General features: G+C 38.3%; 13 protein-coding genes and 1 CRISPR repeat array. Of the genes, 11 read left to right on the top strand and 2 right to left on the bottom strand.

What is annotated here, in order from left to right:
• The first annotated feature begins 673 nt into the window (after positions 1-673).
• A complete protein-coding gene (locus tag WJM97_RS23340; RefSeq protein ID WP_353933270.1) occupies positions 674-1339 on the top strand; it encodes a hypothetical protein in 666 nt (221 codons plus the stop codon).
• Between the two features lie 363 nt (positions 1340-1702).
• Entirely contained in the window at positions 1703-2563 is an 861-nt protein-coding gene (locus tag WJM97_RS23335) for an Rpn family recombination-promoting nuclease/putative transposase (RefSeq protein ID WP_353933269.1), read from the top strand.
• A gap of 138 nt (positions 2564-2701) precedes the next feature.
• Here the strand turns inward: WJM97_RS23335 and WJM97_RS23330 are convergent, their stop codons facing one another.
• Positions 2702-3061 (bottom strand): hypothetical protein, encoded by a 360-nt coding sequence (locus tag WJM97_RS23330; protein WP_353933268.1) that lies wholly within the window; start codon positions 3059-3061, stop codon positions 2702-2704.
• Between the two features lie 6 nt (positions 3062-3067).
• Positions 3068-3772: direct repeats of the CRISPR family, unit length 36 nt; unit sequence GTTTCCAATTATTCCGAATTAACCCAATCGGTGGGG.
• A gap of 500 nt (positions 3773-4272) precedes the next feature.
• Here WJM97_RS23330 and WJM97_RS23325 point away from each other — a divergent pair.
• Complete coding sequence (locus WJM97_RS23325; protein ID WP_353933267.1) at positions 4273-6522, top strand: WYL domain-containing protein; 2250 nt, start codon at positions 4273-4275, stop codon at positions 6520-6522.
• Positions 6523-7272: 750 nt separating this feature from the next.
• On the opposite strand, the gene WJM97_RS23320 is transcribed toward WJM97_RS23325, so the two are convergent.
• Positions 7273-8238: a tyrosine-type recombinase/integrase gene (locus tag WJM97_RS23320; protein ID WP_353933266.1), complete on the bottom strand. Its 966-nt coding sequence runs from the start codon at positions 8236-8238 to the stop codon at positions 7273-7275.
• A gap of 170 nt (positions 8239-8408) precedes the next feature.
• Here WJM97_RS23320 and WJM97_RS23315 point away from each other — a divergent pair, with 170 nt between their 5' ends.
• The 8 genes from WJM97_RS23315 to WJM97_RS23280 all read left to right on the top strand — a co-directional run bounded on the left by WJM97_RS23315 (position 8409) and on the right by WJM97_RS23280 (position 21404).
• Positions 8409-8819, top strand: a complete 411-nt coding sequence (locus WJM97_RS23315) for a four helix bundle protein (protein WP_353933265.1) — start codon at positions 8409-8411, stop codon at positions 8817-8819.
• A gap of 320 nt (positions 8820-9139) precedes the next feature.
• On the top strand, positions 9140-9688 hold the full coding sequence (locus WJM97_RS23310; RefSeq protein WP_353933264.1) for a hypothetical protein: 549 nt from the start codon (positions 9140-9142) through the stop codon (positions 9686-9688).
• 48 nt (positions 9689-9736) lie between these two features.
• A complete protein-coding gene (locus tag WJM97_RS23305) occupies positions 9737-10387 on the top strand; it encodes a site-specific integrase (protein WP_353933263.1) in 651 nt (216 codons plus the stop codon).
• A 710-nt stretch (positions 10388-11097) separates the two neighbouring features.
• Positions 11098-13068, top strand: a complete 1971-nt coding sequence (locus tag WJM97_RS23300; RefSeq protein WP_353933262.1) for a hypothetical protein — start codon at positions 11098-11100, stop codon at positions 13066-13068.
• Between the two features lie 208 nt (positions 13069-13276).
• Complete coding sequence (locus WJM97_RS23295) at positions 13277-14137, top strand: hypothetical protein (RefSeq protein ID WP_353933261.1); 861 nt, start codon at positions 13277-13279, stop codon at positions 14135-14137.
• 8 nt (positions 14138-14145) lie between these two features.
• Positions 14146-19881: a DEAD/DEAH box helicase gene (locus tag WJM97_RS23290; RefSeq protein ID WP_353933260.1), complete on the top strand. Its 5736-nt coding sequence runs from the start codon at positions 14146-14148 to the stop codon at positions 19879-19881.
• Positions 19882-20320: 439 nt separating this feature from the next.
• Complete coding sequence (locus WJM97_RS23285) at positions 20321-20800, top strand: type II toxin-antitoxin system antitoxin SocA domain-containing protein (protein WP_168645796.1); 480 nt, start codon at positions 20321-20323, stop codon at positions 20798-20800.
• A 1-nt stretch (position 20801) separates the two neighbouring features.
• Positions 20802-21404, top strand: coding sequence for a type II toxin-antitoxin system PemK/MazF family toxin (locus tag WJM97_RS23280; RefSeq protein WP_353933259.1), 603 nt, complete (start codon positions 20802-20804; stop codon positions 21402-21404).
• Positions 21405-21430 lie beyond the last annotated feature (26 nt).

Below are 21430 nucleotides of genomic sequence, written 5' to 3'. Positions count from 1 at the left end.
ATGGGTATCTTACCCGCTAAAAGTGTACCTTATTCAAATCAAATATGCTGTAATTCGTAGGGATTTGGATTTTGCTTTACCCTTAACAATCGTTACAACAATGGATTATCTCCTAACTATTTGGACTACAGCTATACAATAGCTGGCACTAAACAATCGTATAATGAGCAACTTAAAAGCTACCCAAAATAACTGATTTTCTTTATCTATGTAACAATACGTAACTTAACAAGGCTTATGTGTTCATCCTCAATCAAACTCTCACAGTACCAAGTGTTACATACATAACTTAGATATCAACCTTATTTCATGCGAACGACGAAAAACCTAGTGGGAGATTGCTTCCTTGCGTCGCAATGACAGAAGGGAAGAGTAGGTTGTGTGTCAATCCTGAGATTTATATGAGTAGGTGAACAGAAAAAAACGAAGTATGTAACGAAAAGTAAAATATCCCAAAATCTCTTCTCTGTTCCCTGTTCCCTGTTCCCTGTCTTCACGACAAGACTTTTTCAGCAACCCCTACTTAGATAAAGATTTGGTCGTTCGCATCTTATGTATTGTTCTTCATTTTCATCAGTGTTATTTCTAGTGTAGACAAAAAAATATCACATCTAGATAACAGTCTTAACTGGAATATCTTGATTAATTATCCTAACTTTAAGGACATAAAAAAATGAAGAAATTACTTGCAGGGATTACAGCAATCGGCCTATTTTTAGCTTCTCCAGGAATGGCAAAAGCGCAAGAATTTACAGAGTTTGAACATGAAAATGATACGTATTTTTATCAAACTCTCCAATCCCAAGGCGTTGCTTATTACAAATATAAGATTCCTGCTTTTAGCTTTGGTGTTTTCACACTAAAAAATCACAGTCGTCAATCAGATTTTGATATTTATGTCTATGACAATACCAGAGGTTGGCAATTATTAAATAAAGGAGAAAAGACGGGAATTGCGACAGAGTTAGTGACTACATCAATGATTTCCCAAAACAGATATGCCTATATTAAAATAGTCAATTATGGTTCACAATCATCTCAATATCATTTTTATGCAAATCATGTAACTCCTGCCATGAATTTTGCAATTGCTTTAGCTGAGACTGTTATTATATGTGGTCTGGAGGGAAAAAATATTAACCCTGATATATCTTCTCGCGGAGTTACAGCAGTTTCTTCAATACTTCAAGGTAATAATCTGAAAGGTTTAACTGTAGATATGGCAATTAATGAAGTAACTAACAAAATGAGAGAAGAATTGGGTTATGGTTGTGCAGGTGATTTTGTAGTCAATTTGGCTGCCTCCACAATCAAAGATATTTTCAGAAACTATCCTTAAATTGTAGTTTCTTCAATATCAATACCTGTACCTAAATCAAAAATATCTTGATTTTTAGGTTGGGTTAAGGAACGCAACCCAACAAATACTATGAGTTGACGTTGGGTTTCACTTTGTACCCTACAAGAAGCAAGCTAACCAACCTATGGAAAAATGGTTAAGGTAAGTAAGCTGTTGTGCAAAATAAATTTTATATTTGGGAGAGGGAACAGGGAACTCTTAACAGGGAACAGCTAAGGAATACAGACGTTTTTGTTTTCACTCAATATGTTAAATTAATTTTGCTTGGGTACTTATTATGTTATGTAACTCTGTTTTTAATACCGACTTACTTAACATCTAAACAAAAGTGCATCTCGAAAAATGCCGAAACCAGCAGACACCAGCACCAAAAAACTAATCAGTCTTGCACCAGACAATTGGGTAAGATGGGTGACAGATATTCCTGATATTAAAGCCCTGGAAATTTTATCCAGTGAATTTCAATGGATAAGTAGAGAAAGTGATGTATTAATCCGTGCCACCAGTCCGGAAAATGGAGAATTTTTAGTATTAAATGAACTGCAATTGCGCTATAACTCCAAAATGCCCAGACGAATGCGTTGTTATGCAGCACTAGCAGAAGAAAAATATCAATTACCTACTTATCCGGTACTGATTAATATTTTGCCAACCAATGATGTAGAAATACCCAGGAAATTTACATCTAATGTTTCTGGATTAACAGCAACCCAAGATTACCGTGTAATTAATTTGTGGGAAGTTGATGCAAGTATTCCTTTTCAACAATCTTTACCTTCATTACTTCCCTTTGTGCCAATTCTCAAAGGTGGAGGAAATGAGTCTACAATTAGGGAAGCATTGCAAATCTTACGTCGGGATGACGACTTAAATCAACTGGAGACAGTTCTAGCCTTTTTTGCTACTTTTGTATTAGAAAGTGCGTTAATTAAAGAGATTATGAGGTGGGATATGACAGTTTTAAGAGAGTCGCCTTGGTATCAGGAAATACTTAAAGAGGGAGAAATAAAAGGAGAAGCACGGGGAGAAGTACAGGGAATTATATCGAGTATACGGACGAGTTTGGAGGCGAAGTTTGGCAATGAAGCTTTGGAGTTAATGCCTCAAATTTCTCAGATTAATGATTTGTCACAGTTACAAGGGATTTTACGAACTGTGGTTTTAGCTAATAGTTTGGAGGAGTTACGGCAATCTTTTTTATGATTTTTTCTCACGCAGAGTCGCTCCAGTCGCAGAGAGTAGGAGTTTAATTTTCGCAATTTTTCAATTTCATATTTCGATAATGCAAAAAATAATAAGCCCTCATAATTATGGGGGCTTTTTTGTTTCCAATTATTCCAATTAATCAAAGGGTTGGTTTTTTTTATCAAATTCTACTTCTGTAAGTCCTCGAAAGTCCACTGTATTAATACCACCTTCATTATTGGCTTTTACATAACCTACTGTAATAGCTTTTTTTTGGGTAGACTTTAAGCTATTAAAAACTAGGTATCCCCCAACAGAGAAGGGAGTTTTCAGGAAACAATTGTTGTCTACAAAACTATTGTGCTTTACGCGATTACGTTTCCAGGTGATACTAACTGTGGAAAAATTGTCTTTGGTGCAATATATTCGCACTTCTTGAGTTTTTTCTTCTTCTAGTAATGCTGAACAAGAACAAGATAAACAAATAACAGCAAAAAAGAAAATTAAACGCATCATTTTTTGATTTTCTAATTATTCCGAATTAACCCAATCGGTGGGGGCCAACTCATCTCGTCTGGTCGCATTGTGCAGTTTCCAATTATTCCGAATTAACCCAATCGGTGGGGAGTTACGTGTAAAAATCACTTAAGGACTGAACTCATGAAATGCGGTTTCCAATTATTCCGAATTAACCCAATCGGTGGGGAGACAGAGTCCACTAGGACTTGGTTTGATTTTATAAGTTTCCAATTATTCCGAATTAACCCAATCGGTGGGGTGGTTGCGTTTCAAAAGGACAAAACTGGAGAACAAATTTTGTTTCCAATTATTCCGAATTAACCCAATCGGTGGGGCTGACAAAAACGAAAGTTTTCTGTTGCAACTTTTTCAAGTTTCCAATTATTCCGAATTAACCCAATCGGTGGGGCAACAGTCCACGTCCGTGGATTCGAACCGTCAGCAGAATGAAAAGTTTCCAATTATTCCGAATTAACCCAATCGGTGGGGGCGATACAAATCCCACTAGGTGGGTCGTCAAAAAATAGTTTCCAATTATTCCGAATTAACCCAATCGGTGGGGCCAGACGATGAAACGTCACAGATAATAGTTGTAAAGTTTCCAATTATTCCGAATTAACCCAATCGGTGGGGTATAAACTCCCACTCATGGGAGTACGGAAGCAAAGAAAAGTTTCCAATTATTCCGAATTAACCCAATCGGTGGGGAGTTCGTCTAGCAGCCCTTACCCAGTAAGGGTTTTGGACTACAAATCGACACCACTCGTAAAATAGTAACACATTTAGCGAAAAACCGAAACATACACATACCTCAAACCCTTACACAGTAAGCAATCGACACCACTCAACGAAAGAATAGGGGTTTTGGGGATTCTCTGACTGGTGTCGAAAGTCATGATACAAAAACCTCCTCAAATAACCTCAAACCTAAATACAGAAAGACTTTGATAGAAACTTAGATTGACAAAATATCTTCAATTAGTCATTCGCACCAGCAAAGTAAAATTATCATCTATACCCAACTAAGATTAAACACATAAGTAGGTAGACGTTAAAATTTATCGTTATGGCAAGGCAAGAGGCTTTCAGTAATTTTATATTTTGTAACATATCTTGGTTTTTCCAAGTCTACTTACATACCTTAAACATTTAACTCGATTTGCATCCTTAAATAAATTAGTAAAACCACCATAAAATTATACCTGAATATGTCAACATCCCGACGCAAAACTCAACAGGCAGCTAAAACCGACTCCAAAACAATCATCGCTCATTTTCTCATCGGCACACCAGGAAGCGGTAAATCAACCTTTGCAAAACTCCTATCCAGCACAGAAAATTGCCAAATAATATCCACTGACGACATCCGCCAAGAATTGTACAGTGATGCAGCAATTCAAGGAGAATGGCACAAAATCGAAACCACCGCCATTAACCGTATTTGTACTGCTATTAGTCTACAAAAAAGTGTTATTTACGACGCTACTAATTGTAAACGTTCCTTTCGCATGGACTTTTTACTCAAAGTCAACACTCAATTAGCAGAATGGAAATTAACCCAACCTAATTGGATTGGTTGGTACTTACAAACTCCTTTATCAACTTGCATTCAGTGGAATCAACAACGCCAACGCCAAGTTCCTACTCCTATTATTGAGAGTATGTATAAAATAGTGCAGAATTTCCCGCCTATAACTGGGGAAGGATTCGCCGCTATCCATAAAATTGATGTGACTGCACCTAAATTTACCGGAGATAAAATTGCTAAATTGATTACGGATATTCCCCGTAAAATTGTCAGTTCCCAAAATCGTCGTGCAAATATCACACCCCATCCTTACAGTAATTTACTGGATTTTGAGCGGTTGATGTATTTGATATTTTTAATTATTAATTATCCTGGAATTGGTGAATTTCATATCAACAACCCGAAGTTATTAGAAAATATCCTGGGTTATCTTCCTAATGTGACTAATTCCCTAGCAGAAATTACTGCTATTATGGCTAAACTGCGGGGTGGGGTTTATGCAAATAAAGATGCCATAGCGGCTGATTTAGAATGGCTGGAAACTCAAGGAATTATCAATGCAACTTTCCCTATAATTAATCAAAATACTCAAGAATTTAAAAATGATGAATTGATATCAAATCCAGACAATCACTTATCACATAAATCATTGGTTAGTCTTTTTCCAATTACCAATCACCAATCACCAATTACCAGCCTCAACAGATATGATGAGTATGCAACTGGACATGAATTGATATCTTTAACTGGATTCCACTCTTATTCAGATAAACAAGTTTTTGAGCGGTTAATTGGCACGATTCGCTTTATTATCCACTATCCTTTTTTAGCTAACGCAGGTGGTGGTAGTTTGGAAACTCTGACTAAATCTTTAGCACAAGTTGGGGTAATTTACAACCCGAATAGTGAGAAAGCTACAATTCGTAAAGATATCGAAAAAGTTTTGAAACCCTATCAAATTTTATCTGATTTTCCTATGCGTAATGGTTATTTTGCTGGTACTGGCATTCTTTCTAAACCAGAATTAATCAAAGTGTTTGATATGATTCAATCCCAGGCTAAAAGTTTAAATGATCCCCAGGCTTTAGCAATTTATGAAATGTTTAGAGAACGATTGTTACAAACACATACAATTGAAAATACCGAAAAAATTTATCCGGTGAGGGCGATCGCTAATACTTCTATTGTAGACCCCAAATATCTCCATAGTAGTGCTTTAACTAATAATCTCACTCAGCTAGAAACAGCTATTTTAGAAGGCAGACTTTTAGAGTTACAAAAGTTTACAGGTGTAGGGAGATACACAGGAGATGAAAAAGACTTTTTCTTAGCCTATCCATTACAGATAGTATTTTCTAACTTTGCTTGGTATTTGGGTTATGAATGTGTGAGTGGTGAAACATCTGGTTTATTGCGGTTTGAACGTCTGGATAGACTATTTTTAGGTAGGCCACAAAGCCAACAACGCAACCCAGAATTACAAGAAAAGTCACTACAAAAGTTACAGCAATTATTTCAAGCTGGTGCGGGAATGCACTTAGGAATTAGCTATGCTGATCAAAAAATGTTTCTCAGTACAGATCCAAAAAAACGAATGCAAGTTTGTGTGGTGATGGAACTGTGGTTTAATGACCAGATTTATCCCTTTATTACTGAGGGAACAAAACGGTTTGCACAGATGAAAATGTCGCCACCAATTCAGAAGACAACGAGTAATTTACCCAAGTCGCTATTTTGTTTGGATAGGACTGATGATATTCATTTTCCCCATCGTTTTCAAGCTACTTTTCCCCAGTGGACTTTAAATGATTTTGATTTGTTGAGATGGATTGTTGGTTTTGGTGGAAGTGTGAAGGTGGTAACACCGCAAAAGTTGGTAGATAGGATTAGAGAAATAGGTGAAGGAATTGTAGGTAATTATGAAATTTAGAATTTAGGAGTCATATCGTTTCCGGGTGCATCGGTATTATTTATTGAATATCTCCCGTTGCAATATCAATAGCTTTGGGGAAAACATATCATTCCGATGCTACCGGATTTGATATCAGGAGTCAGGAGTAAAACTGGCTTGATGTCTAGGTTTCACTTTTGATTTTGTACCTTGTTTACATGGTTGGGGCATCAACCATTGGGTTAGGTGATGTGAGACTGGCAACAGCCAGCAATTGCTGTTTGATCCCAGAATCCCTGCCCTTGTAGGGCGGGGAGTATGTCAAACCAAATCTGCTGTAAATGTCCCCAATAGACATCTCCGAAAAAGAATCTGAAACTTTTAACCTGTCTAGCTGAAAACCTGGGAGCATCCCAATTTTGCAAAAATAACCGCAGCAACACCAGAAACTCTCTTCTTCCTTCTTACCTACCCTGCGGGAACACCTCCGGTGAACGTGTCCTTCGCTCCTACCCTGCGGGAACACCTACTCTATCCCTATGGTCCCGTAAGGGATACGAGAACAGCTTCGCTGAACGGTGAACTTGGTTCATTCATTTCGCGTCTTTACCTCGCAAAAATAAACTTACACATTTGGGATGCTCCCGAAAACCTAATTTCCGGAGAGGTCTAATAAGTACCCAAGCAAAATTAATTTAACATATTGAGTGAAAACAAAAACGTCTGTATTCCTTAGCTGTTCCCTCTCCCAAATATAAAATTTATTTTGCACGACTACTTAAATATAATTCAAACCAAATCTTCCAACAAAGCAGTAATTTTCCCCTGGGCTTTAGTTCTGTTATCATCATAAATCATCAAAGTATTCAGATTGGCATGACGGCTCAACTTCTGCACACTCCTGACATCTCCACCACTAGCATCCAAAGCCGCCGTCACCGATGAATGTCTAATTTTATGGGGACTAACAACTTTAGAAATCCCCGCCACACTAGCAATCTTCACCACAATCTTGCGAATACCATCCCCCGTCAGCCGATGTCCGTAGTGAGGCCGCAGAGAAATAAACAATGGTTGCTTGATATCTAATTCATTCCTTGTCCACAACCAATCTTGTAAAGCATCGCAAGTTTTGGGATGCAAATCAACATTTTCCTTTTGCGTCCCCTTACCCTTACCCAAAATACTCAAAGTCCGTAATTCCAGATCCAAATCCTCAATATTACAGTGAGAAACTTCCTCCCGTCGCAGAGCATTAGCCCACAATAACCGCAGCAGTGCATAATCCCGTTTACCTTTAATAGTTTCCCGGTCTGGTATCGACAGCATTTTTCTAAAAGCTTCAGGAGTAATACCCGAAGTATCTCGGTAAGGTTGAATTTTCTCGCTCTTGATATCAGCTAACGTCCACTCACACTTACCCACCTTATAAGCATAGTTAACTAACGCCTTAATTGCAGCCAAGCGGCGGTTAACAGTAGCTTCCTTCAAACCCAAATCAACCAACTCTGCCTTGTACCGCAAAACCAAAGTCACAGCCGAGTACCTATCCATTTGTAGAAACTGCCCCACCAAAAGAGGTGTTGGTTGTTGACCGCACACAGACAGGAAAAATTTATTTAAATCTTTAGCGTATTCATGACGGGTATTTTTATTACGCTTGCCCACCAACAATTCTGCCAACAAATCGCGTTCAGCGGTAATGGCAAAGGGGTTTACCTTAGCGAGTGAATTTGACTCTTGGGGTGGCTGCATATAATTATCGAAAATGAGTCTTTTCGATAATTACTTTAGCATTGATCTGCACCACCTGACCGCCCAGCCAGTTTCCCCAACCTGGCGTGGGAAGTAACGCAAAAAAGTGAGATGATGGTGAAGAGAGCAGGGGAGGCAGGGGAGGCAGGGGAGGCAGGGGAGGTAAAACAATGAATAAAGAAGCAATCAAAGATCATAAAGATTTGGGAATTTACAAAATTGCCTTTGAAGCAGCAATGAAAATTTTTGAGCTATCAAAGAAGTTCCCTGTAGAGGAGAGATATTCGTTAACTGATCAAATTCGTAGATCCTCACGTTCTGTTTGTGCCAATTTAGCTGAAGCATGGAGAAAAAGGCGTTATGAAGCAGCTTTCATTGCTAAACTAAATGACTGTGTTCGCGTAGCGTCTCCGAAGGAGTTAGCTGAAGCCGCCGAAACACAGACTTGGATTGAATTTGCTGTCAAATGCAACTACATGAATGTAGAAGTAGGACGAGAAATTTATTCAAGCTACAACCAAGTTTTATCAGGTTTGGTGAATATGATTAATAATCCATCACCTTGGTTGCGAAATCACTAATCCCCCCCTGCATCCCCTGCATCCCCTGCATCCCCTGCTCCCCCTGCTCCCCCTGCTGTCTTAGCATCAGCTGTTAAGCAGCTTTTATAATTCTCATGTCGAGAGCGGGCATCTTTCCGCTAGGTTTATACAAATTAAATGCACAACAGCTTCAACTTAGTACAGCAGAAAAATTTACGTTGGCAAAATGTCGGTTCGCAGACTAATTGAAAAAATTTCAACGGAATAATCAGGGTTCTAACTTACCTTGTCGCAGACAAAAATACAAGCAAAGAAATTTACCATTTCCGTTACAATATTCGATATCAAGCACAGATATCATGACTATCAATAAAACCCCGCCCAGCGAGATGATCCGCGTGCCTACTGTACTAATTTCTGTAGTACGGCAACTATCAAAAATCCACCGCAAAGGACACACAACGGCGTTACTGCAAGGACTTCAGGAAGTGATAGCGCAGTTTGATAGCAGTGTGGAATTACCAGTTACCGAGTTACAGGAAGTGGAGAAGAAGCTAGAATCACTCTCTACTCACCTTTCTCAACAAGATGAACTGCTGGCCAGTAAATTAGAAACTTTAGCTAGGCACTTGGAGAAAATAGAGCGATCGCTTGCTTCTGGCAGATACAGTGGTGGTAACTCTAGACCCCGGCGTTCAGCGTATCCATACCAATATCAGCAAGCAGTAGAAATCAAAGAATTTGCACCGGAGAACTTAGCCATGCGGTTAGGGGTGACACAACAGAGTTTAATGAATGAATGGGAAACCAAGAGCGAAAAAGAATTTATTAGCTGGTCCAGGAATCGTGACCCCAGTAGTTTAGGGTGGAAATTTCAAGATGGCTTGTATTATCCAGTGAGGCAGTAGGGGAATAAAAAGTGCTACGATGATCAACCATCGGGGGTAGACACAAATGTGAAAATTGACCGCCACGGCAAAGCCAAAGTTCTTACCCAACAAGAAATTCAGCGATTATTTACAGAAGGATTAACCACTGCTAGAGATCGCACCCTTTGTGCTGTCATGCTCTACACAGGTTGCCGTGTTAACGAAGCTGTCACCCTAAAAATAGCCGATGTCTACGACAAAAAAGGCAGAATTCGCCCAGAACTCATCCTCCGCAAAGGTAACACCAAGGGGAAACTAGCTACCCGCACTATTCCCGTTCTAGATGACTTAAGGCACTTCCTAGAACAGTATAATCCTCCAACTACCAGTGACGGGTTTCTGTTTCCCGGTCGCTGGGGACGGGGACATCTGCACTCGGACTCAGCCAGTATTATCTTTAGAGAAGGTTGTCAGCAAGTTGATATCGAAGGAGCAAGTACCCACAGCTTCCGCCGCACTGCTCTAACATTGATGAGCAACGCTGGTATCCCCCTGCGGGTAATTCAAGAAATTTCCGGTCATCGTAATTTGGAGCAATTGCAAAACTACCTTGAGGTAGAAACGTCACAAGTTCGCGGAGCGATCGCCTCCTTGTCCATGCTCACCCCAGTAGCAGCAGAGAGTCATACCACCCTAGACATAAGTAGCACCAGTGACATGGTGAAAACTGACGGATAGAGCGACTCCTAGATCGGTAAATAGGGTTATTCCGATCTATGGACGATAGTAGACACGTCAACAGTTTTGACTCTCAAGAGGGTTTTTATGCTGTTAAGCTTTTAGGGGCATCTCCCTCATCCTTACTAGAATGCAAAGTATACAGTTACAGATCCCAAATTGGAAAATTTGAAGTACCACCGAGTACCGAGTCGATTGCGATGCCTTCGGCGTATCCCTGACGGGACCGAAGGAATAGAGAGCGTAGCGATCGCATCTAGCAGTGCCTGTTGGTGTTGAGTTAATTAATCGTTTACTCAGAGGAAATGGTGAGAATAGCCTGCTTTTATCTAGCTGAATCGTACTTTTCCCGGTTTGGTACGGTGATGCCTTATATGAAGTTGATGAGATGGTTGAAAATCTTAACAATTTCATATAAGTACGATTTATAATCGTAACAACAGCATTTTCACTATGTTCAAAATACTTAAACAAAGTGTAAAATTTTTCAAATAAGGAAAACATCAATAAACGTGTCCACAAAAGAGGATTAAATCCTTGTGCTGTAAGGGCTAATATCTAATTTCTGGATAAGTCTAATAGCAAATCAGTAAGTAATCTATGACAGTCGCCCTTATACATAAATGAAAAGCTTAAATCGAATTATAACAACTTCTACGAATTATTCAGAGTGGAATGATAAGATAACGCAGCATTTTTTCAACCCCAAAATGGCTGGGCGTAATGTTTATCTTTACGTCACAGAGGATTTAATTAATTCATTAGGTACGTCCAAAGAGTCTACTTGTCAAGATTTTATCCAAACAGTAAAAAATACACTTGGTATAAATAGTATATGTAAAAAAGCTTCAGACAGTAATAAGAGGTGGCGACATCAAAGGCAAGGTTATCCTCCCTACATAGGCTATTTAGCTTTATTTGTTTTGGCAGCAGGTACTGAAGGTGATTTTTCTCCTAACGCCTACTATCCCCGCTTAAGGGAATTGTTGGGAGAAAAGCCCACATCCGGACAATATCCCGACTTTGATGAGATGCAAACACTCTGGAAAGATTTAGAAAAATGGGCAAATGTTGATAAATCAAGTGAACTGGGCATTTTCAAAGCCAATATTACTGGCAGGTGGGTTCATGTTGGTATACCCATCGCCCAAACACTTTTAACTGAAAAGGAACTGAAGGCACTACCCATTATTTTTGCAGAGGCAGGTTTAGAAACAATTTCTCTTCCTTCCGAAAGACACATAGCATCTTTGTTAGTAAGATATGGGCGTAGCTATCTGCGAAGACGAACGCTGCAATTGTTGGAAAAAACTAACGAAGGTAATGAATTATGTCAGGCACTGATTGAAAGAATTGTAGATGAGTTATGCACTTGGGATGGAAGCACAGAATTACAATCTGAGGGGAGAAAGCAGATTTACGGAGTCTTAAGACTGTGTTGCAAACTCGACTTGACTGCTAAACGTGCTAACTTTACCTTACGTTGTACGACAAAGTATGATTTTCCTGAAGAAGGTCTGATTTTAAATTTTAATAACAATTTTTATTCCTGTGATGAATATGGTAATGGTTGGTCTTCACCCATATTAAACAGTAGAAATTTTGATGCTTCCATGCTGGATTGGCGTGACGGTTATCGAATGGAATCTACTGATAATAAATGGTGTTTTAAGCTTCCAAATTCCCCAATTCGAGTATTTGTTGAAGGCAGAAGTCTAGGATTACCAGGAATTGTAGAAGTAGGCCGACTTCCTAAAGGTTCGCCATTTTATTTAGCAGTTCATCAAGAGTGCTGTACTTTGCTAGAAAAATGGGGAACATCCAGTTGTGAAGGTTTTGAGAAGTTGCATATTGTTAAGGGACTACCAACTGGATGGCACTTATTTAAAGTGACTGCTGCCCATAGTGATGAAATAGTAAAAAACGAATATCCTATATTATCATTTTCTACTAGTATCAGACTTGATTTAGAAGGTGGTTTACGCCTTGGTAAAGGAAATTGGTTCTTTAGGTTCGCACCACCAAAATTAGTTTTACAATGCAGTGATGGAATAGCAAAATTATATTGCAATGGCAGACTTTTAGAAGATAGCTCTGGACAAGGGATTTATGAACTACCTCCAGATATTCCAGCAGATACAAATATTAAAATTGAAGCCCGTAATGGGGAGAATGTTATTAAATATTTATCTTTATTATTAGTAGAGGATTTTCCTTTAGTTACAAGCATCAAAACGCCATACATTGACAGTTTTGGTTTAGTTACAACTACTAAAGATGAACAGTCTCCAAAAGTGATGGGCGCATTAGTAAGGGGAGTTGATTGTCCTGTTTTTAACTTCAATACTCTCCTACCAATTCAAGGCAAGCAGCGGATTGTTTTTGTAGGGAAAGAACCAGGAGAAGTTGCAATTTATCCAGAAGAATCAATACCTATTGATTGGTATCCAGTTTGGGCTATTGCTAAAGGAAGTCTTTTTGATAGAGCTATGTTTTGTGGCACAAGTTTAAAAGAATGTGACCCTAAACTCTCGAAACTATCACCTTGTAAGGATAGAAAAAAACTGGATTCATGGAAAAAAATCTTGTTAGATAACCACAAGCGAACTTTGCCTCCTCTCGGCGATATTCGCCTGAAAAAATTATGGGTAGAATTCCAAAAAGAGGCAAAACGTGTATAGGAATAGCGATGAATTAATCTATGTAATTTCTGCGAAGAAGGAAATGTCTTGGTTATCGTTTAAACAGACATTTAATTATCTTCATAGTCTTAGCAGGACTCCTAACAGTGATCAGGGAGATGATATAAAAAACAAAATATTATCAACCGTTCGTGTCCTCAATTCACTCGGTCACTGTGAATTTGATTTCACTGATAATAATAGAAGAGTGTATATCGCACCCCCTGTATTAATAAGATTACCTAGTGGTGGGTTTCCCCAAGCTATTTTAGCAGGAGTTAGAACACCGAATACTATAGATAAATTAAGGAATGCTTGTCAATCTGTTGGACAACACATAAATATTGATGTGACCGAACAAAGTAGTGAATTAATATTAGTACCTAAGCGGATAGTAGTACAAACTGAGGATGTATCAGAATTACAGGAAATTGCCGCTCAATTAGCCATAGATTTTATAGAAATACCATCTTCTTGGTCACTTTTACATTTTTCTGCCTCCCTTGAAGATTATTTAATTAATTGTCAATGGTCTAATGAGCCAGAACTAAACTGGAAAAGTAAAACATTTGATGAAAATATTTTACGCTTTATCTTCTCTCCCTCATCAATCGAAGATAATTCGGGAAAGAGGAAGCCGGATCTCCGCCTCAGCCAATATAAACGCCCCCATCAGAATACCAAGATATATTATCTTTGGCAAGAAGAAAGATGTACTCAAGTTGAACGTGACTGGGGACGATATGCTGTTATTAAAGCTGCTAAGATTCAAGTTCTTATTTATGACAAACATCGATTTATTATGGCAGTTCCAGTTGGTGCTAAACTGCCACAACTCCTAGAAAGAGCTTTAACTTTATGCTCAGGATATGCACCTATGTTTATAGAAGAGTTACCATTACAACAACGTGCCATCAACTCCTCTATCTCAAAAGAGAAGGTAGTAGTTACTAATTTGAATGTTACAGGGTTCAATCTATTTCGAGATGTTCCCCCTCAAATAGCAGAAATGACTGCGGTTAAGTTAGAGCAAACCATGTTAATTAAATCTTTAGATATCAAATTTTGAGGTAAACGATGATTGATCCAATTGGTGCTTTTGATAAAATCCGCGATAACTTAATTCTCTACATTAAGACTGCTTTCAGTACCCAGTTTCCAGAAATTGAGAAGGAACGGGAAAGACATCTGCTAAACCCTGGGGTATTTTACCAAGAACCTTGGATTGAGCCATTGCCCAGTTATCAATTATCTGGCAAGACAATCAATAATCTAGAGGTTTCAGATGTTCCTGGTTTTAATGAAGCTTCTCTTGCAGATTTCAAAAGTTTAGCCGCTTGTGGACTTGTTGGTGATTATCCATTATATAGCCACCAAGTTGCAATGCTTCGTCAGGCATTATTAGGTGAAAATGTAGTAGTAACCGCTGGCACAGGTTCAGGTAAAACTGAATCTTTTTTGTTGCCACTTTTTGCTTACCTAGCCCAAGAATCGCAAACTTGGAAAGCACCGTTAACTGAGCCAAATTACCTTAATGATTGGTGGAAAAATAAGGACTGGCAAAATAAATGTAACCCAATGGTAGAGAAAAGACGCAGTTTTAAGCGTTCTTATCGCGTACCTCAAAGAAACCATGAAACCAGAGATCCTGCTGTGAGGGCGCTAATTTTATATCCGATGAATGCACTAGTTGAAGACCAGCTTACCAGACTGCGTCGCGCTTTAGATTCTGAACAGGCACGAGATTGGTTTAAAAGTCGTAGGAATGGTAATCGAATCTATTTTGGTAGATATAACGGTGTGACACCAGTACCAGGACAAGAGTATAAACAGAATGGGAAACCTAATGGGAAAAAAATAGAAGAACTTGTCAAACAAATGAGGAATATGCAGGAAGCTGCTGATGCAGCTAGTCAGCATATTGTTAAACCTGACGAAGAAGATGTGAGATTCTTTTTCCCTCGTTTAGATGGGTCAGAAATGCGGTGTCGTTGGGATATGCAAGATGCCCCACCAGATATTTTAATTACTAATTATTCTATGCTCAGTATTATGCTGATGCGGGATATAGATAAAAATATTTTTGAGAAAACACGGGAATGGTTAAAGAAAGATGGCAGTATTTTTCACTTAATTGTTGATGAATTGCACCTTTATCGTGGTACGGCTGGTACAGAAGTTGCATACTTAATTCGACTATTGCTTGAAAGATTGGGACTTTATCCTGGTCATCCTCAACTAAGAATTCTTGCTTCTAGCGCATCTCTGGAACCAAATGATCCACAAAGCCGAGAATTTCTGTCTCAGTTCTTTGGTAAAGAATGGCATTCTGAGCAGATTATCCCTGGACATCTTCAGCAAGTTATGGCAGTTGAAAGTCAAGATTTTTTACCTAGTGAACCGTTTATCGCTTTAGCAAGAACAGCAGTTGGAAATCAAGATTTTTTACCTAGTGAATCGTTTATCGCTTTAGCAAGAACACCAGAGGTAAAAAATCTATATGAAACCTGCCGTCAAATGTTGGAATCAGAAAGTGCTGCTGTTGCTGCTAAAATGATCAATGCTTGTACAGATGCTGAAAAAAATCGTCGTGCAGTATCTTTAAAGAAATTTTCTCAGGTACTTTTTGGTGATAATTTAACAGATGAAAACCGCAACTTGGCAGCAAGAGGACTACTCATAACTCGGAGTTTATGTGAAAATAAGTTTTTACCTTCTTTCAGGTTGCACTGGTTTTTTAGAAATATTAATGGGCTTTGGGCTTGCACAAAGCCTAACTACGACTGTCATGGGGATGAAAGCGGGAAAAATAGACCAGTTGGTAAACTATTTGCCGAAAATCCCCCAATAGTTCATCAAAATTATCGAGTATTGGAATTGCTTTACTGCGAACAATGTGGGACTGTATTTTTTGGTGGAAATCGCCTAGTTTTAAACAATAATGAAGGCTGGGAACTTCTACCGACAGAACCAAATATTGAAGGCATTCCTGACCGTCAAGCGGGGAGTTTGCTGGAGCGCCGAACTTACCGCGAATATGCTATCTTTTGGCCTTTAAGAGATATTCATGAAGATGTCCCAAAGGACTGGAATCAACCAAAAAGACAGGGTAGCGGCACAGAAAAAGCTTGGTGGGATAAAGCTTCTTTAGATACTTGTAGCGGTCGCGTTACTCTTGGAAACCCAGAAATACCCGGTGAACAGTGGGTTAACGGTTATGTTTTTCACTTGCGAAATACAGAACCTGAAAATCAAGAATTTATCCGAGCGCAACCCTCTATTTGTCCTTGCTGCGCTACAGATTACAGCAAGAGAAAGACGAGACAATCTTCAATTAGAGGGTTTCGTACTGGTTTTTCTCGATTAAGTCAACTGCTTTCTAAAGAGATATTTTATCAGTTACCAAAAGACCCCAAATCACGCAAATTAGTAGTATTTTCTGATAGTCGTGAAAATGCAGCCTCTATATCTAATGGTATTGAACGTACACATTATTATGACATTGTCCGTGGGGCTATATATGATGAACTTAAACAATTGGCTATTGGTCAACTATACCTACTACAAGATATTCAACAACATGGTCAACCATGCCGCACTGAAGCAATAGAATTTTCTAAACAAAATCCTGGTTTTATTGAAAAGTTTCAAAAAGCCGTAAAAAATGCTAATAAACCTGTGCCAGAAAATCTTGATGAAGATGATTTAGAACTATATAACAATCGGCAAAATCAAGCTCGAAATTTGATTAATCAAATTCAAGAAACAGGCAATACACGTATTATTCCCCTCAAAGTTCTGTTTGAAGGTGAGAATGAAGTTCCTGGTGTGTTAATCAAGAGATTAGCGGAATTAGGCATCAATCCTGCTGGACATGATAGAGATGATCAAAAATATTACTATGACGATAATCAGCATCATTGGACAAGATTTTTTGACTTTGAATCTCTATCTTTAAAATGGCAGTCTGACTTATCTAATGCAGCTAAAGATAAGCGAACTCTTCTGGTTTCTAAGGTAATATTTGAGGTTTCTGATGCTTTTTTTAGTCGTTTATTTTATAATTTTGAAAGTGCTGGATTGGGCTATATTTGCCTAAATTTACCCCAAGAACGGTTAGAGGAATTAGCAACACAATGTAATACCTCAGCCGCAGTATTTAGAGATATATGCAATGGATGCTTGCGTGTAATTGGTGATTTGTACCGTTATCCTAAGTATCGTCCAGATGACTGGAATAGCTGGAATGATGCTAAAGCTAGATTAAAAAAATATGTTAATAAATGTATAACACACAATAACCTTTCAGAAAAAAAACTATTTCAAGCATTGTGGTCAGCTATTTGTGAAGATGGTAAACATGACCATTTAAAAATTAGTCCTCTGCATTTATGGGTACGGGTAGCAGTTGCTAATGACCCTGTGTGGCAATGTGAATCATGTGGTCGTTCTCACTTATACAATGCGGGGGGAATCTGTACTAATTGCCTTGGAGAGTTACCCACATTACCTAATAAAAACTGTACAGATTTATATGAGCGCAATTATTACGCTAAAGAGACAGTTAATAAACGTCAACCCTTGCGGTTACATTGTGAAGAATTGACTGGACAAACTGACGATCAAGCCGAAAGACAGCGACATTTTCGCAATATTATGGTTAACATAGGCGAACAAGAAAGAGATTTTATTCCAGTTGTAGATATTATCGATATCTTGAGTGTGACTACCACAATGGAGGTAGGAATTGACATTGGTAGCCTAATGGCTGTAGTGATGGCAAATATGCCACCAATGCGATTTAACTATCAACAGCGGGCTGGTCGGGCTGGTCGTCGCGGTCAAGCTTTTGCAATTGTGCTAACTCTTTGTAGAGGTAATAGTCACGACGAATTTTATTATCAGCATCCTGAAAAAATCACAGGTGATCCGCCACCTGTTCCCTTTCTCTCTATGTCGCAAGTTGAAATTGTTCAGCGTCTTTTAGCAAAAGAATGTTTACGACGTGCATTTATTGCTGCTGATGTCAGGTGGTGGGATAGTCCAATACCACCTGATAGTCATGGGGAATTCGGCAAAGTTCAGGACTGGAATCATAACGAATCTCGTCGTGAGAAAGTTCGCACTTGGCTAAAGACTTCATCTGAAGTAACTGAGGTAGTAAATGCTTTGCTGATTGGTGTGAAAAATATTAATGCAAATGATTTTGAAATCTATGCACGCGAGCATTTATTTAATAAAGTTAATGATTGTGCTAATAATTTAGAATTAGCTGGAAAAGGATTAGCAGAAATTCTAGCTGAAGGTGGTATTTTACCCATGTATGGGATGCCTTCAAGAGTGCGAGATTTGTACCACAATAATCCCTTGAAAAACAGTAATTTGCCTACTATAAACCGTGATTTAGACTTGGCTATTACAGAATTTGCTCCTGGTGCAGAAAAAACTAAGGATAAATGTATTTACACTTCTATTGGTTTTACTGCACCATTACTGCCAGATAGTAAACATGGTTTGGTGCCTGCTGAGAATGATCCACTTTCTCAGCGAAAATGGATGTTGAGATGTCAGCGTTGTCAACATACAGAAACCTCTATTAATAAGTTTGAAAAATTAATCTGTCCAAAATGTAAAGCGACGGTTGAGCAAGGACTTCGAGCTTTCCCTTGGGCTGTGCCTTTAGCTTTTCGCACAAGCCTCAATCCTGGGGCTGATGCTAAGGATGAATATGAGGTGTTAGTTACAGGTGCAGCTAGTGTGGCTGAATCACAACTACGTCAAAAATTTGACGTAGTTGTTGGTACGAATACAACAAAAGCATTTTCTGCGTCTGGTCGTGTTTTCCGTGTTAATGATAATAACGGACAATTATTCAAGGGGGCAGTGGGTAAAGCTTCTTTTGGACGGGGTGATAAACTGTTAGAATTTCAGTGGATTAATGAGCGATTTCAGAATAAACCTGATGGAGTAAAGTTTAAAGATCCGGGTGAAACGGAAACATTAGCTATTGTTGCACCAAAAATAACTGGCGTTCTTTGTATTCAACCTACTAGCGTACCAAATGGATTATGCCTAGATCCAATTAAAGCAGATTCGGCAATTAAAGCAGCTTTTTATTCTGCGGCTTTTATTATTCGTGCTGTGGCATCTCAGGAATTAGATATCGATCCAGAAGAATTAGATATCAGTGGTTTACGGCAGGTTGAACTAGAGATAACTGGTGAAAAAGTAGGTGAAATTGTGATTAGCGATCGCCTAGCCAATGGTTCTGGTTTTACAGACTGGCTTTCTCAACATTGGCAAGAAATTCTCATAGAAAAAATTCTAAATACTCGAAATACTTTTGCTGATGCTATGATGTCAGCGAAACATCGTCATGAATGCGATTCTTCTTGTTATAATTGTTTGCAAAATTATCGAAATCAAAATTATCACGGGTTACTCGATTGGCGATTGGGTCTAAATTTACTTAGGGCATTAGCTGATAAGAATTTTTGTTGCGGCTTGCACGGCGACTTTTCCGCTCCAGACTTAGAAAATTGGCTACAAACAGCAAGTACACTTCGAGATGCTTTTTGTGCATCTTTTAGTAGTTGTTCTCCTCAAGATATGGGAGGACTGCCTGGTTTTACAGTGGATGATAAAACAGTGATTATTGCTCATCCATTATGGAACCTTAATAACCCCATTGGCTTATTAACTGATGCTGTTGCTAACGTAGTACCAGATAACCGAATTCATTACATTAATACGTTTAATCTTTTGCGCCGTCCTAGCTGGTGTTATCAGTCATTGGTATCGTCGCAGACATAGATTATTTGATACAACATTTTACAACGTAGTCATAAGGATTTCAGGCTACAAAAACTAGAGGCGTTCAAATGGTACAGTTTTATCCCTGTCAATTAGGCTGTTAGCAGCAGGTCATCAAGTCCTTATCGTAGCTTTCTGCATGGCTGCTCATTTGACCCCGTAGTTACCAATACTCAAAAAAAGGTGTAGGGTGATCTTGTCTCAACAATTGTGTAGCTAACTGTAATTACATAATCAAATATGATATTATGGTACATTAGAACTATTTGCAGGACAACTAGTTGAAAAATTGTCAGTAATTTAGATAAAAACAAACTATAATTAGGCGATCTAAACTTATAAAAAGTCTATTGCAGAGCTAACTGTAGCAGAAAAATTATGTATTTTATCAAAGGAAATTAATTAGAGTATCTTATGCAAAACAGGAGAGAGAAGGGTTATGTTGGATAAACTCATAAAATATTTTGTCTACGCGACAAAAGGGTATATTACTAAAACACAGCTTATTAAGTTTTTGTATTTAGCTGATCTTTACTCTGTTAAGTGGACAGGAAAGCAACTGACTGATCTTGATTGGTGTTATTATCAATTTGGTCCTTGGAATGAGGGTATAGATACTGCTTTAAATCAAATGAATGGAAAAGAGATTATTCAAGAATCTCAAGAAAATGCAACATATATTAGACCTGTCAATGAAACTGCTCAAGTAGATGATTTGCAAATACCTCTAAGCATTAAGTTGGTGCTGGATAATATTCGGAGAGAATGGGCTGGTGCAGATAAACTGAATCAGTTACTAGAGTATGTATATAGCACTGCTCCAATGCTGGAAGTAAAAAATACTCATCGCTCAGAAGAAAAAGTTAAACTTAACTTACAAGCAGAAAAAGAAAAATTAGTCAGTGAATTAGGATTGTAAAGTGGCTGGACAAAAACCTAGACAGGGTTGGATTTATTGGATTAATCCTTACAGGGTATCTATTCGTTGCAAACTGGGTCATGTTCATATTTATAATTTAGATGAGCCAGGAGAAGTAGAATGTCAAACTTGTAAGGAGAATATTAATTCAAGTAGGGTTTTTAGAGGAACACATCCCTATATCATCTGGACAAGTGATCAATTTCAAGATGAATCTGGATATATAGCAACTTTTTCTGTGATTCCTCTAACTTCACAAACAACATTTAATGGTTTACCAACCACCTATCCAATTAACTCTACAAGTAGAAATGGTCTTGATAAAAATTCTTATGCTTTAGTTCATCAAATATGTACTGTTGATGCTAATTGCTTCAAAGACTCATCAGAAAATTGGTTAAATCGAATTGGACAATTAGATAAATCAGATAGAGAAGCTATAGAAGAACGGTTAAGGTATTTTTTGAATATTCAAGATAATCCTAGTGAAGACTGGTTTGCTCAAAATGCGTCTCCAGAACTTTTGAAAAAGGTATTTGATTATCTACCTGAAGATACAAAGAATTTAGCGATAGAAGAATTAATTAACAATTTAGGTTTATAATACAGCACTTCCGGCTGTAATGAGGT

The sequence above is a fragment of the Okeanomitos corallinicola TIOX110 genome, from assembly GCF_038050375.1.
Classification (GTDB): Bacteria; Cyanobacteriota; Cyanobacteriia; order Cyanobacteriales; family Nostocaceae; genus Okeanomitos; species Okeanomitos corallinicola.
This window is presented reverse-complemented; position numbering and strand designations above follow the sequence as displayed.

What these genes read in the sequence shown, in the direction of transcription:
- WJM97_RS23340 (WP_353933270.1), top strand. Translation starts at nt 674, where the DNA reads ATGAAGAAATTACTTGCAGGGATTACAGCAATCGGCCTATTTTTAGCT.
- WJM97_RS23335 (WP_353933269.1), top strand. Translation starts at nt 1,703, where the DNA reads ATGCCGAAACCAGCAGACACCAGCACCAAAAAACTAATCAGTCTTGCA.
- WJM97_RS23310 (WP_353933264.1), top strand. Translation starts at nt 9,140, where the DNA reads ATGACTATCAATAAAACCCCGCCCAGCGAGATGATCCGCGTGCCTACT.
- WJM97_RS23300 (WP_353933262.1), top strand. Translation starts at nt 11,098, where the DNA reads ATGGCTGGGCGTAATGTTTATCTTTACGTCACAGAGGATTTAATTAAT.
- WJM97_RS23315 (WP_353933265.1), top strand. Translation starts at nt 8,409, where the DNA reads ATGAATAAAGAAGCAATCAAAGATCATAAAGATTTGGGAATTTACAAA.
- WJM97_RS23325 (WP_353933267.1), top strand. Translation starts at nt 4,273, where the DNA reads ATGTCAACATCCCGACGCAAAACTCAACAGGCAGCTAAAACCGACTCC.
- WJM97_RS23320 (WP_353933266.1), bottom strand. Translation starts at nt 8,238, where the DNA reads ATGCAGCCACCCCAAGAGTCAAATTCACTCGCTAAGGTAAACCCCTTT.
- WJM97_RS23285 (WP_168645796.1), top strand. Translation starts at nt 20,321, where the DNA reads ATGTTGGATAAACTCATAAAATATTTTGTCTACGCGACAAAAGGGTAT.
- WJM97_RS23330 (WP_353933268.1), bottom strand. Translation starts at nt 3,061, where the DNA reads ATGATGCGTTTAATTTTCTTTTTTGCTGTTATTTGTTTATCTTGTTCT.
- WJM97_RS23290 (WP_353933260.1), top strand. Translation starts at nt 14,146, where the DNA reads ATGATTGATCCAATTGGTGCTTTTGATAAAATCCGCGATAACTTAATT.